At 40.5% G+C, this 12,175-nt stretch carries 13 protein-coding genes and 1 pseudogene; 9 read left to right on the top strand and 5 right to left on the bottom strand.

The features are described from left to right. The first annotated feature begins 46 nt into the window (after window positions 1-46). The 3 genes from WYK_RS20740 to WYK_RS20730 all read left to right on the top strand — a co-directional run bounded on the left by WYK_RS20740 (window position 47) and on the right by WYK_RS20730 (window position 1,702). Window positions 47-715 carry a uracil-DNA glycosylase gene (locus WYK_RS20740; RefSeq protein WP_174391536.1) on the top strand — a complete coding sequence of 223 codons (669 nt, stop codon included), beginning with the start codon at window positions 47-49 and terminating at the stop codon, window positions 713-715. A gap of 314 nt (window positions 716-1,029) precedes the next feature. Continuing rightward, a complete protein-coding gene (locus tag WYK_RS20735) occupies window positions 1,030-1,314 on the top strand; it encodes a YwdI family protein (RefSeq protein ID WP_040376340.1) in 285 nt (94 codons plus the stop codon). Between the two features lie 19 nt (window positions 1,315-1,333). Beyond that, a complete protein-coding gene (locus WYK_RS20730; RefSeq protein WP_040376339.1) occupies window positions 1,334-1,702 on the top strand; it encodes a DUF423 domain-containing protein in 369 nt (122 codons plus the stop codon). Window positions 1,703-1,760: 58 nt separating this feature from the next. Here WYK_RS20730 and gerQ read toward each other — a convergent pair whose 3' ends face one another. After that, a complete protein-coding gene (gene gerQ, locus WYK_RS20725) occupies window positions 1,761-2,270 on the bottom strand; it encodes a spore coat protein GerQ (protein WP_040376338.1) in 510 nt (169 codons plus the stop codon). A gap of 246 nt (window positions 2,271-2,516) precedes the next feature. Next, complete coding sequence (gene hemQ, locus WYK_RS20720; protein ID WP_040376337.1) at window positions 2,517-3,260, bottom strand: hydrogen peroxide-dependent heme synthase; 744 nt, start codon at window positions 3,258-3,260, stop codon at window positions 2,517-2,519. 290 nt (window positions 3,261-3,550) lie between these two features. Between hemQ and pta the strand changes: the two genes are divergently transcribed. After that, complete coding sequence (pta, locus tag WYK_RS20715) at window positions 3,551-4,528, top strand: phosphate acetyltransferase (RefSeq protein ID WP_040376336.1); 978 nt, start codon at window positions 3,551-3,553, stop codon at window positions 4,526-4,528. Window positions 4,529-4,585: 57 nt separating this feature from the next. Continuing rightward, the gene (locus WYK_RS20710) at window positions 4,586-5,431 is read left to right on the top strand and encodes a lipoate--protein ligase family protein (protein WP_040376335.1); all 846 of its coding nucleotides are present in this window, start codon (window positions 4,586-4,588) and stop codon (window positions 5,429-5,431) included. Window positions 5,432-5,551: 120 nt separating this feature from the next. Here the strand turns inward: WYK_RS20710 and WYK_RS20705 are convergent, their stop codons facing one another. Then, window positions 5,552-6,280: an RsfA family transcriptional regulator gene (locus WYK_RS20705; protein WP_040376334.1), complete on the bottom strand. Its 729-nt coding sequence runs from the start codon at window positions 6,278-6,280 to the stop codon at window positions 5,552-5,554. A 374-nt stretch (window positions 6,281-6,654) separates the two neighbouring features. On the opposite strand from WYK_RS20705, the gene WYK_RS20700 reads away from it, so the two are divergent. Together WYK_RS20700 and WYK_RS20695 are read left to right on the top strand one after the other, a co-directional pair. After that, window positions 6,655-7,962, top strand: a complete 1,308-nt coding sequence (locus WYK_RS20700) for an HD domain-containing protein (RefSeq protein WP_040376333.1) — start codon at window positions 6,655-6,657, stop codon at window positions 7,960-7,962. 45 nt (window positions 7,963-8,007) lie between these two features. After that, window positions 8,008-8,516, top strand: a pseudogene (locus WYK_RS20695) (YwgA family protein). Between the two features lie 22 nt (window positions 8,517-8,538). Here WYK_RS20695 and WYK_RS20690 read toward each other — a convergent pair. Then, complete coding sequence (locus tag WYK_RS20690; protein ID WP_040376332.1) at window positions 8,539-8,724, bottom strand: 2-hydroxymuconate tautomerase; 186 nt, start codon at window positions 8,722-8,724, stop codon at window positions 8,539-8,541. Window positions 8,725-8,866: 142 nt separating this feature from the next. Here WYK_RS20690 and WYK_RS20685 point away from each other — a divergent pair, with 142 nt between their 5' ends. Then, window positions 8,867-9,520: a site-2 protease family protein gene (locus WYK_RS20685; RefSeq protein WP_040376331.1), complete on the top strand. Its 654-nt coding sequence runs from the start codon at window positions 8,867-8,869 to the stop codon at window positions 9,518-9,520. 27 nt (window positions 9,521-9,547) lie between these two features. After that, window positions 9,548-10,057: a YwhD family protein gene (locus WYK_RS20680; protein ID WP_040376330.1), complete on the top strand. Its 510-nt coding sequence runs from the start codon at window positions 9,548-9,550 to the stop codon at window positions 10,055-10,057. Window positions 10,058-10,209: 152 nt separating this feature from the next. On the opposite strand, the gene WYK_RS20675 is transcribed toward WYK_RS20680, so the two are convergent. Next, a partial coding sequence (locus WYK_RS20675) for a transglycosylase domain-containing protein (protein ID WP_040376329.1) occupies window positions 10,210-12,175 on the bottom strand: 1,966 nt, incomplete at its 5' end.

The raw sequence follows: 12,175 nt of genomic DNA, 5'->3' as shown, positions 1-12,175 counted from the left end.
GTCGTATACTAGTAAAACAAGAGATGAAGAGAGGAACTGGTACATCATGAATACAATTAAGAATGATTGGGGCCAGATGTTGGCCGGAGAGTTCTCTAAGCCATATTATCAACACTTATGCGAATTTCTAAAAACTGAATATGACCAGCATCTTATCCATCCGGATAAGCAGGATATATTCAATGCGTTTCACTTTACTCCATTTGAACAGGTGAAGGTGGTTATCCTTGGACAGGATCCATATCATGGTCCAAATCAGGCACAGGGATTGAGTTTTTCTGTTAATCCGGAGGTGAGGATTCCGCCGTCACTAAGAAATATTTTTAAAGAGTTACAGAATGATATTGGCTGCAGTATACCAAACCATGGAAGCTTAATTGAGTGGGCTAAGCAGGGAGTATTGTTGTTAAATACGGTGTTGACAGTCCGTGAAGGAGAAGCTCATTCGCATCGAGGCAGAGGCTGGGAGACATTCACTAACCAAGTTATTACATTATTAAACGAGAAAGAAACACCTATAGTCTTCATCTTATGGGGAAAACCTGCTCAATCCAAATTACCGCTAATTAACAAAAGTAAGCATCGAGTGATTACCTCCGCACATCCGAGCCCATTAGCGGCAAGGAGAGGTTTTTTTGGAAGTAAGCCATTCTCAAAAACGAATTACTTGTTAAAAGAGTTAGGGTTAAGAGAGATTGATTGGGAGATTAAATAGATTGGAAATGTTTCACGTGAAACAGCAAATAATGGGTAAGTTAAAGGAGCAATTTCTTGGAAGATAAGAAAATCAATTGTTTGGCTTGTAAACATTACTATGTGACTTGGGATCCGCAATTTCCCAAAGGGTGCAGAGCCTATCAATTTAAAAGCAATAGGCTTCCTTCAGTAGAGGTCCTTCGAGCATCCGGTGAAATTTGCTTGAAATTCGAATCTAAAAGCTAGACTCAACTACTTTTTAATTTACTATTTTGTGCTTACTGGCTATTTTTGATATAGTCAAAAGCAGAGAAAGACAATGAGGTGATTTTGATGGAAATTTCATCTGACAAAATTTTAGATAAAATGGAACAGCTTGTTACACACGCAAAACAAGCTAGTTCAGCAGAAAAATTGAATGAATACATTATGGCTATTCAGGTTCTGTGTGATGTATTAAGTGATGGCGGTTCGAAACAGAACAGCTTTACCCCCGTGCAAAAGCTGCCGAAAGCTGTACAGAATTATCAGCCTGTTCCATCCATAATGCCGTCAATGCCGCAGTCACAGCCAGTAAAAATAGAGGCAGCTAACGGTGAATCATTACTAGATTTTTAAAAGAAAGAGGGATTTCTACATGAAATTATTCATTATCCTTGGAGCCATTCATGCTTTTATAGCAGTTGCTCTAGGTGCTTTTGGAGCACATGGTCTTGAAGGGAAAATTCCAGCCAAGTATCTGGAAACCTGGCAGACTGCTGTTACATATGAAATGTTCCATGCTGCTGGATTATTGGTTATCGGGATTCTTGCTGGGAAAATTTCTAGTCCGTTAATCAATTGGTCCGGCTGGATGATGTTTGCCGGAATTCTTCTTTTCTCGGGAAGCTTGTTCATATTGAGTGTAACGCAAATTAAGATGCTCGGTGCTATTACCCCAATCGGAGGCTTAGCTTTCCTTGCATCATGGGTGCTGCTAATTATTGCAGTTTACAAACATTTATAAAAATAAGACCATGAAAGAGAAGACATCTCTTTTATGGTCTTATTTTTTATCTCTTTCATTATCTTGGGGGGTAAGAGGCTAGGTTTACCGGCCCAGTGGCATATGGATATTCGTACTCGATTTCTTCGTCGAACGTGGCATAATCCAGATACACCATTGGAATCAGATAACGAAGTCCCGTTTGCGGATCACTAATGATCACATGATCGCGCCCGGCTGCTTCAATAATTCCTTTGAAAATCTTTGCATTCCATTCTTTATTCCCCTCAAATGTTGCATAAATGGTGACTAATTTCCCTTTATTAAGTCGAAGGATGTTTTCAATGTAGGATTCTTCAACGGGCAGCATGCCTGGTATTACAGGCCCGCCGCTTTGAGTTCCTGGTTGTTGGGTAAACTGCGGCTGCTGCATGGGCTGGTATTGCTGTTGCATGGGCTGCTGTGGCTGTTGATAACCTTGCTGCCCCTGCGGATAGGGCTGCTGTGGCTGCTGTCTAACATCCAGATAAGGCTGATACTGATTTGGGTTGTAGCTTTCATATGGATTTGGAATATTGTTTTGCTTCATCGCTTTCCCTCCAAATATCTAAAATATAGAAATGAGCTCTTCAATCATCTTTCGTGATAAAGGTGAATCGTAAACTGCGCTCAAACGCGGCTTAGATTGCCCTCAAGAAATTACATACTTCACTATTTCATATGTATGGGAAGGTTTGCCTTTTTATGACAGCCTATCAAAGTAAAAAGACAGGTGATCGATGCGAGCATAAAAAAAGTCTCCAGATTCATCTGGAGACTGACTGAGTTTATTGAATTATACAGTGAAAAAAGCTTGGAAATTTTCTTCTGGAAGAATGTTTCCGACAAAGAAAGTACCGAAGTCTGCATAGCGGGCACTCACTTCATCAAATCTCATTTCATAAATTAATTTTTTGAATTGAAGTACGTCATCAGCAAATAGCGTAACGCCCCATTCATAGTCATCAAATCCAACTGAACCTGAGATAATTTGTTTCACTTTTCCAGCGTATGAACGACCAATCAAACCATGCGAACGCATTAAGCTTTTACGTTCGTCCATTGGAAGCATGTACCAGTTATCGTTGCCTTCACGCTTTTTATCCATTGGATAGAAGCATATATGGCTTGCTTTTGGAAGAATTGGATAAAGTCTTGAACGAACATGTTCGTTTTGGTAAGGATCCTCTTCACTTGGAAGATAGTTGCTTAACTCTACTACTGACACATAAGAATAAGCAGGAATTGTATACTCCGCAAGCTTTGATTTATTAAATTCCATTTCGATTTCGTTTAATTCTTCCATTGTTGGACGAACAAACATCATCATGAAATCAGCTTTTTGTCCCACAATTGAATAGGTCGCATGACTGCCTGTTTTTTGATCTTGAACAGCATTCCATTTTTCCATTAATCCTTGAAATTCTGCAAGGGCTGTTTGGCGCTCGTCACTGCTTAATAATTTCCATGATGTCCAGTCAATTAGGCGGAAGTCATGTAAACAATACCATCCGTCTAATGTTTGTGCTGCTTGACTCATTCTTCTTCACTCCTAATAGTTCATTTCTATACCCATACTATACCATAGAATGCTGTAAAGATAATTTTTTAGCGGCCAGTAAGCGAATGTTCGAAAAACGTTCATAAATCTTATTTTACCCTGTGAACATAGGTGATAATCACTAAAAATAGGGATATATGAACATGGGCAAGTGTAGAAATGAAAAAATATCCAGTGCGCAGGTTAGGAAGTAAATGTTTGCTGTTGTACAATAATAGGAATAACAAATACATATACAAATCTCGCAGAACATGAGGAGGAAGTAGAAAATGGTAGATATCTTCGACACGTTAAAAGCGAAAATCAGCGGTAATAATTTGAGAATTGTTTTTCCAGAAGGTCTTGATGAACGAGTACTTACTGCAGCAGCCAGGCTGGCAGAAGAAAAGCTATTAACACCTGTATTAATTGGGAATATTGAGCAGATTCAAGATAAAGCGAAACACTTAGGGGTTTCACTCGAGGCAGCGGAAATTTATGATCCTCAACACTATATTTTGATGGATGAGCTCGCGGCTTCATTTGTTGAAGCGCGGCGTGGAAAAGCTTCAGATGCTGAAGCACGAAACGTTCTATTAGACGAAAACTACTTTGGGACGATGCTTGTTCATACGAATAAAGCTGACGGGCTGGTAAGTGGTGCAGCGCATTCTACTTCTGATACCGTGCGTCCAGCGCTGCAAATTATCCGCACAAAGGAAGGTGTAGCCAAGACGTCAGGGGCATTTATCATGGTGCGCGGTGAGGAAAAGTATGTGTTTGGGGACTGCGCCATCAATATAGCTCCGGACAATAAAGACCTCGCAGAGATAGCAGTAGAAAGTGCTAAAACGGCGAGAATGTTTGATATTGAGCCAAAAGTTGCGATGCTAAGCTTCTCAACAAAGGGTTCAGCACATTCTCCGGAAACAGAACGGGTATCAGAGGCCGTTCAACTGGCACAAGAATTGGATCCCACTCTTATCGTTGATGGAGAATTTCAATTCGATGCAGCATTTATTCCATCTGTAGCTGCGAAAAAAGCACCAGGTTCATTAATTGAAGGGGATGCGAATGTATTTGTTTTCCCGAGCTTGGAATCTGGGAATATCGGCTATAAAATTGCACAGCGATTAGGAAATTTTGAAGCAGTAGGTCCGATCCTTCAAGGTCTTAATCGTCCAGTTAATGATTTATCACGCGGATGTAATGAGGAAGACGTCTATAAATTGGCGATTATAACTGCTGCTCAAGCGCTTCGGAGTTAAAGAAGTATCATGGTATAATGGGCAGGTATGAATTTTGAATATAAAGGAAGCGTAACTATGAATGAAGCAGGTTCGTTATTAGTTCAGCCTGTATGGCGGATTATTGATCAGTCATCGATTGGACTTGGGATGTCTGCACTAAATTCCTTTGCTATCGATGATACTTTATGTGGGTCTGTTGGAAGTGGAAATTCGCCAGCAGCTGCACGAACGTGGGTCCATGATAAAACGATTGTCTTGGGTATTCAAGATACGAGATTGCCATTGTTAAAAAAGGGAATAGAGTATCTTACTGAACAAGGATACTCAGTCATTGTGAGAAATTCAGGCGGTCTTGCCGTTGTCCTTGATACGGGTGTATTGAATATTTCGCTCGTCTTTCCAGAGGGAGACCATCGGATTGAAATTAACCGTGGTTACGAAACGATGCTAGAGCTTGTAAGAAAGATGTTTGCTGAATTTCCTGTAAATATTGAAGCAATGGAAATAAGCGGGTCTTACTGTCCCGGAAGTTATGATTTAAGTATTGGCGGAAAAAAGTTTGCAGGAATCTCACAGCGCCGCATTCGTAACGGGGTAGCAGTACAAATCTATCTTTGTGTTTCTGGCAGCGGTGCAGAACGTGCAAGCCTAGTAAAAGGATTTTATGATGCGGCAAAAGGTACACATGAAACGAAGGTAACGTATCCAGACATTCAACCCGAGGTGATGGCATCACTTGATGAGTTGCTGGACGGATCGTCAGTAGCTGATGTGATGTTGAGATTACTGCAAGTACTTAAGCAGTCTGCAGGTCAACTGACCTCTTCACAGCTTGAGGCAGATGAATGGCCGCAGTATGAAGCGTATCTAGAACGAGTGGTAGACCGAAACGATAAGGTGTTTCAAAGGATAGATGAATAATAAGCAAGTAAAAAATCTGGTGCATCCGTATGGAACTGACCAGATTTTTTTATAATCTATTAGACAGGCTGCTGCCTGCTCTCTCTCCCAAGATGAAGGCGAGCCTCCACTTAACAATGGTTACTCGGCAACTTTTTCTAAATTACCATTTCTGTCCATCTTGAATTTTGTAGCCGGCCGGTCATCTTCTTCTAATAAGACGAGTTTCCGAGCGCGGTTCATAATTTTCATTAGTGTTTCATAATCTTCTTGAATCAGTCCCGTATCCTGCTCTAAATGATTTACTTTTCTTTCAAGCTCCTGATTCCGTTTTCTCACATCATTTAATTCGAATTTCAGTCTCTCATTTTCGGTGCGTAATACTTCAAGCTGAAGACTAGTACCATTCATAGACTTTAAATAAGTAATCACAGCATCAAGTGAAAGATTCTGAGTGTGTGATTGTTCTTTTTCTACATATTCCATTGGTATATATGGGGTTTCAACTTCTGTATCTAAATGAATACTAGTTTCTATGTCCTCTTCAACAGATTGATTGGCTGGAATAGTTATATCGGATATGGTCGGCGCTGGAGGGGTATAGAGTAAACGTTTCTTACCGCCAAGGTCCTTTCCTAGTATCCGTTTCCGTTGCTTCCGTTGTTTTTTTGCTAGAGACAGTGCCTTGTCATAAGTATGACGGACAACGGCGTTCCAGCGGAATCCACAAGCGGCAGACGTACGGTTTAATTTATCTCCTACTTCTTCAAAGGCATTTAATTGTGTGCTTCCTTCCCGAACATGCCGGAGAACGGTTTCTGCTAGTAATAAATCATCTTCCTCGGTCCATGCATCTTGACGAACTTTCATAATATCTACTCCTTTTCTGGTAATTTATACTTTCTTGTAAATTATTTGTCATGACTTAAGATTATTTATGTTGTTCTAGTCTTCATTGTCGCCAGATGTTAGACTTTTTATACCAAAAACTTGGAAGGATACTAGTTTTTTAAAGTGAACATCAAGGTTTTTCATCGCTTTAAAGTGGTATGTAAGAAGTGCAGAATGTGTTTTTACTAAAAATATAGACACAATAAGATAAGAAAAATATTTTTGCTAATAAAAATGTTGAAACAGCAGGACTTCACACGATATGACTCATTTTTACCAAAACTGACAGGTAGGAATCCTGTCGAGAACGAGCTATACTAAAAAGTATCAGACTATAAAAAAGAGGGTAGGCCATGGAATATTCCGGTGAAAAGTTAAGCGAAGAGAAAGTATTTAAAGACCCGGTTCATCGCTATATTCACGTGCGTGACCGGGTAATATGGGATCTAATTGGTACGAAAGAGTTTCAACGCCTTCGCCGGGTAAAACAGCTAGGGACAACGTATTTGACTTTTCATGGTGCGGAGCACAGCCGATTAAGTCATTCATTAGGCGTTTATGAGATTGTCCGCAGAATCATTGATGATGTCTTTGAGGGCAGACCAGAGTGGAATCCAGAAGAGCGACTATTATCATTGTGTGCAGCATTGCTACATGATTTAGGACATGGTCCATTTTCACACTCATTTGAAAAGGTATTTGACCTTGATCATGAGTTATTCACCAGGAAGATTATTCTTGGTGATACCGAAGTGAATGCTGTACTTACGCAGGTTGGTGCAGACTTTCCCAAGAAGGTAGCCGAAGTCATTGCCAAAACCTATAGCGGGAAACTCGTTGTCAGCCTGATATCGAGTCAGATTGATGCGGACCGGATGGATTATCTGCAGCGTGACGCATATTTTACCGGTGTCAGCTACGGGCATTTTGACATGGAACGGATTATGCGCGTTATGAGGCCTCGTGAGGACCAAGCTGTTATCAAGCAAAGCGGCATGCACGCCGTAGAGGATTACATCATGAGCCGCTATCAAATGTATTGGCAGGTCTATTTTCACCCGGTAACTCGGAGTGCCGAAGTGATACTAACTAAGGTGCTGCATCGTGCGAAATATTTATATGAAACGGGCTACCATTTTGAGCAAGATCCAGTTCATTTTCATTCACTTTTCAAAGGTGATGTTACCTTGAAAGATTATCTGAAAATGGATGAAGCCGTGATGCTTTATTATTTTGCAAACTGGGAACATGAAGGCGATGAAATACTGCGTGACCTTTGCAGTCGGTTTATGAATCGCCGCCTGTTTAAATATACCGAGTTTCATCCTTCAAATGAGCAAATGAATAAGTTGATTGAACTAACAAAGCTGTTTAAAGAGGCAGGGATAGATCCTGACTATTATTTGGTAGTAGACTCTTCCTCAGATCTGCCGTATGATTTCTATCGGCCAGGTGAGGAAGAAGAGCGTCTGCCGATTCATCTGTTGAAAAACAATGGAGAAATCCGTGAGCTTTCACGAGAATCAGAAATTGTCGAAGCGATTTCAGGCAAACGCCGGACCGATCATAAATTATATTATCCTGCAGATTTTTTGCGCGACGAATCGACAAACAAGAACGTGAAACAACAAATTCGCCGGCTGCTTGAGATGGCAGATTGAAATAAAGTAGTTTGATGGAAATATTGTGTGAGGAGTGATTTTCCTTTGTTCAAGGAGCACGCTAGAATTATGAATGCCATTGCGGCGTCCGGTGAGATTGCAGGCAGAAAGAAGCTGCAGAAGATTATATATATCGCTAAAAAGCTGTCATTTCCTTTTCAAGAGAAATTTGAGTTCCATTTCTATGGCCCTTATTCAGAAGAATTGACACTACGAATTGAAGAGCTATGTAATATGGGATATTTACATGAAGTGAAGGAAAGAAAGCAGGATATTACCAATACCGCTATTCTATTACCGAAACCGGAAAAGGATTTATGGATATGCACGAAATCGACATGCCGAAGCTTGAAGATTGTCTGCTTGATATGAATGAGAAAAATGCCCGCTTTTTGGAACTTGTTTCAACGGTTTTGTACTTTGAAACATTGGAGAAGGAAGAGGTAGCTGAAAAGATCTTTACACTCAAGAGTAAGCAGAGATATAGCATAGAGGAGATTGACGAGGCATATCAATATATTGACTCCTTAAAAGGAAAAGCTAAGCTGTCATAAGCTTAGCTTTTCCTTTATGTAGTTACTTATCGCTGAATCGTACGCCATTTTGGGCATAATGGTTTTTTGACATTTCTTCAATGAAGATCGTGATATTTTCAGAAGGGGCACCTGTTGTTTCAGATACAGCCAAAGTTACTTTTTCTACTAGTGCTTTCTTTTGTTCCTCGGTACGTCCTTCAAGCATTTTTACAGTTACATAGGGCATGCAGCATCCTCCTTTCATACGGTATGTCAGTAGTGTTTCATACCAAAAAACTAATTGCAAGAAAAGGTAGACAGCTCAACTTTTTTTCTTCAATAGGAATTTGTTGTATACTAATCGTATCAAACGATAAGGGAGAGTCCATGTGGAGAGATTTTTAGCGTTTAATTTAGAAGAAATTCCGTATGTGGTGGCTGTGCTATTAATTGCCTTCACTGTCCATGAATTTTCTCATGCCTATGTCGCGTATAAGTTCGGTGATCCTACGGCAAAAAACCAAGGGCGTGTGACGCTGAATCCGATGAAGCATTTGGATCCTTTCGGGACCATTCTCCTATTGATAGCAGGATTCGGTTGGGCTAAACCTGTCCCGGTCAATCGGTTTTATTTTAAGAATCCTAGGCTTGCCGGGGTGCTCGTATCAGCTGCCGGACCATTGAGCAACCTAGTAGTGGCGGCAATCGGTTATGCCATTCTGTATTCATTTTTCGCGTCCGGACAACCAATACCGGTTTATGTGGAACCATTTATCAATAAATTAATCCAACTAAATGTGGTATTATTCGTCTTTAACTTAATTCCGCTGCCGCCATTAGACGGCTATAGAATTGTTGAAGATCTGGTATCCAATTCAACTCGAGCTAAAATGACACAATATGAAAACTATGGTTCACTTATCTTCTTAATCTTGGTGATAATTCCACCATTAAACGCCATTACGATTCAACCGATTTTCTCGATCGTGATCCCGTTTATTTATGATCTTATGAATCAGTTTTTCACGCTGTTCTTTTATTAATATATTTGTAAAAGGAGGTAGTAAGGAATGGAAGAACAACCTAAGAAAAAGCTGGGCTTTAATATTATTAAAAATGACCCGACAGAAGGCCATGGCGGGTATGGAGCTGGTGTATTAACCCTAGATAATATCTCACCGGTAATTATTGATGTTGAGGCAGGAGATGCCGTTGTTGATATCGGTGCTATGCATGCAAGGAGCACGGTTGAACGAGGCATTAAATTTTTAAAAACAAAAGAAGAGGTACCGAACGGCAAGCTTTACTGGCTTGTTTGGGTAACGATTGAAGCTGCTCAACAAGGACCTATGTATGCTGGGGTAACCGCTTGTGAAATGACAGTAGACAGGTCAATCAGACGCGGATACAAATCATTGCCCGAACATGTAAACAACATGGATAAATCGCTAAAACGCAAAATTATTGTTTCTCATATGGACGAGAAATCGAAAAAGATTTTGGCTGACTTCCTGCAACATCATGATGCTGGAATGTGGGCACGTTCTACTGAACAATTAAAACAAGACCTCTTAGGTTGAGATATGTCTAAAGTGTGAATGTTACCTTGTTTAACTGGATAATTCTTGTCGAATTAACAGTTTATAAGTAAACTGAAATCAGCGTATCAACGCTATAGCACTAGGACACAAAAAACCTCGATTGCCTCCCTTGGCTTTCGAGGTTTTTTGCTTTATTGCCAAATTTTTAAGAATCGCTTGTACCATGGTGCCTTTTTATCATCTGGCTGGACTTTCTTCTCCGCCTTTTCAGGGGTAGGCTGAGTACAAAATTCCTGAGGCTCCGTACCTTTTACAAAGGCTGTAAGTCTTGACACAGGGCAGTCATCGGTTGAAAGTTTGCCGCTTATCGGATCGACAGCTACATTAATGACGTCATTTGGCTGCGGAAATGAGTTAACCGGCTGACCCTTAAGACTTTGTTCCATAAAACGAATCCAAAGCTTTTTCGCATACATCTTTTCCGAAGGATTAGTAATTTTCTTTGCTTGATCGTACCCTGTCCAGACGCCAGTCACTAACTCTGGGGTGTAGCCAATCATCCAGCTGTCCGTAGAGGTCGAACCTGATTTACCAGCATATATCCGTGATATTTCACGAAGGATGGTGCTGCCTGTTACTTTGGTATATCCGTTTAGTTTTGAATCGAACACTCCAGTTAACAACCCGTTCATAACCGCAGTCTGAGCAGGATCAAGAATTTGTTTTTCTTGAGGATCTGCCTCAAAAATAACCTCACCTTTTGCATTCTCGACCTTGGTAATGAAAGTTGGTTCAACTTCTTTTCCGCCATTAGCCAAGATACTGTATGCGTTGACCATTTCAATAGGTCTTACTCCAGATGTTCCAAGTGCAAGAGAAGGTACATGAGCCATTTTTGCCGTAATGCCGAATTTACGAGCTGTTTTAATCAATGTATCTTTTCCTAAATATAAGTGAGTCTTCACGGCATACACATTATCGGAGAGTGCGATAGCCTGTGCGAGAGTAATTTCGCCATTTGCATACTGGTTGTTATAATTATGGGGCGTATACGATGATTGCCCCTTATCAAACGTAAAGGTTGTTGGCTCGCTCAATAATGTAGTTGAAGGCGTAAAGCCGCTTTCTAGCGCAGAATAATAGAGAAGCGGCTTAATGGTAGAGCCAGGCTGACGAACTGCTTGTGTGGCCCGGTTAAAGGGTGATTCCTGATAATTTCTACCACCTGCAAGAGCTTTAACCTCGCCAGTGCTAGGTTCCATTGCGATTAACGCAGCTTGAATGGATGAATCTTTCGATAGGATGTCTGCAAAAGCTTTTTCAGCAATTTCCTGCTGCTTCACATTTAATGTTGTAAAAACCTTTAATCCGCCCATTTCAATGGTTCGGTCATCGATCTTCAACTGTGTTTTTAGTGCAGATTTAACGGCATCCTGGAAAAAAGGAGCGTGGCTCTGTTTTTCTACTTGATACTTACCGTTTAATATAAGTTCGGTCTTTTCCGCTTGGACACGTTCTTTTTCGGTTATATATGTTTGGGTAACCATCGATGCAAGAACATGGGATTGACGATCTTTAGCCAGTTGAGGGTTGGCTATAGGTGAATAACGTGAAGGTCCTTTGGGAATCCCCGCAAGCATGCTGGCTTGAGCAACAGATAGTTTACTCGGATCAACACCGAAATAAAATTGACTAGCAGCTTTGACCCCATAGACACCATGTCCATAATAAATCGTATTTAAATAGCCTTCGAGAATTTCTTCTTTTGAATAATTCATCTCGAGTCTTAATGTATAAATCGCTTCGTGAGCTTTTCTGCTCCATGTTTTATCATGTCCTAAATAAAGATTCCGTGCGTATTGCTGCGTAATCGTACTAGCACCTTGCACTTTATCCAATGCTTTTAAATCAGCAATCAATGCACCAGCAATCCTTTTTATGTCGAAACCATGATGTTTATAAAATTTACGATCCTCGACAGAAATCGTCGCGTCAATGAGATTTTGAGAGATGGAAGGAAGTCCCGTCCAATATCTTTTTTGACCGATATCAGTTTCCCCTATCAATTGTCCACTATCACTGTAATATAGACTAGATTGTGGAACAGCAATGGTCGGTGGACCGAGAATTTTCACATAAATCACAAGAGAAAGAGAC

It is taken from the genome of Peribacillus psychrosaccharolyticus ATCC 23296 (assembly GCF_000305495.1).
In the GTDB taxonomy this organism is placed as follows: Bacteria; Bacillota; Bacilli; order Bacillales; family DSM-1321; genus Peribacillus; species Peribacillus psychrosaccharolyticus.
Note: the sequence above shows the minus strand (reverse complement) of the source record. Positions and strands in the feature narration are given on the sequence as shown.

Coding starts and splice junctions, on each gene's coding strand:
- hemQ (WP_040376337.1), bottom strand. CDS start 3,260: ATGAGTCAAGCAGCACAAACATTAGACGGATGGTATTGTTTACATGAC.
- WYK_RS20705 (WP_040376334.1), bottom strand. CDS start 6,280: ATGAAAGTTCGTCAAGATGCATGGACCGAGGAAGATGATTTATTACTA.
- WYK_RS20735 (WP_040376340.1), top strand. CDS start 1,030: ATGGAAATTTCATCTGACAAAATTTTAGATAAAATGGAACAGCTTGTT.
- WYK_RS20690 (WP_040376332.1), bottom strand. CDS start 8,724: ATGCCCTATGTAACTGTAAAAATGCTTGAAGGACGTACCGAGGAACAA.
- WYK_RS20740 (WP_174391536.1), top strand. CDS start 47: ATGAATACAATTAAGAATGATTGGGGCCAGATGTTGGCCGGAGAGTTC.
- WYK_RS20700 (WP_040376333.1), top strand. CDS start 6,655: ATGGAATATTCCGGTGAAAAGTTAAGCGAAGAGAAAGTATTTAAAGAC.
- WYK_RS20710 (WP_040376335.1), top strand. CDS start 4,586: ATGAATGAAGCAGGTTCGTTATTAGTTCAGCCTGTATGGCGGATTATT.
- gerQ (WP_040376338.1), bottom strand. CDS start 2,270: ATGAAGCAAAACAATATTCCAAATCCATATGAAAGCTACAACCCAAAT.
- pta (WP_040376336.1), top strand. CDS start 3,551: ATGGTAGATATCTTCGACACGTTAAAAGCGAAAATCAGCGGTAATAAT.
- WYK_RS20730 (WP_040376339.1), top strand. CDS start 1,334: ATGAAATTATTCATTATCCTTGGAGCCATTCATGCTTTTATAGCAGTT.
- WYK_RS20680 (WP_040376330.1), top strand. CDS start 9,548: ATGGAAGAACAACCTAAGAAAAAGCTGGGCTTTAATATTATTAAAAAT.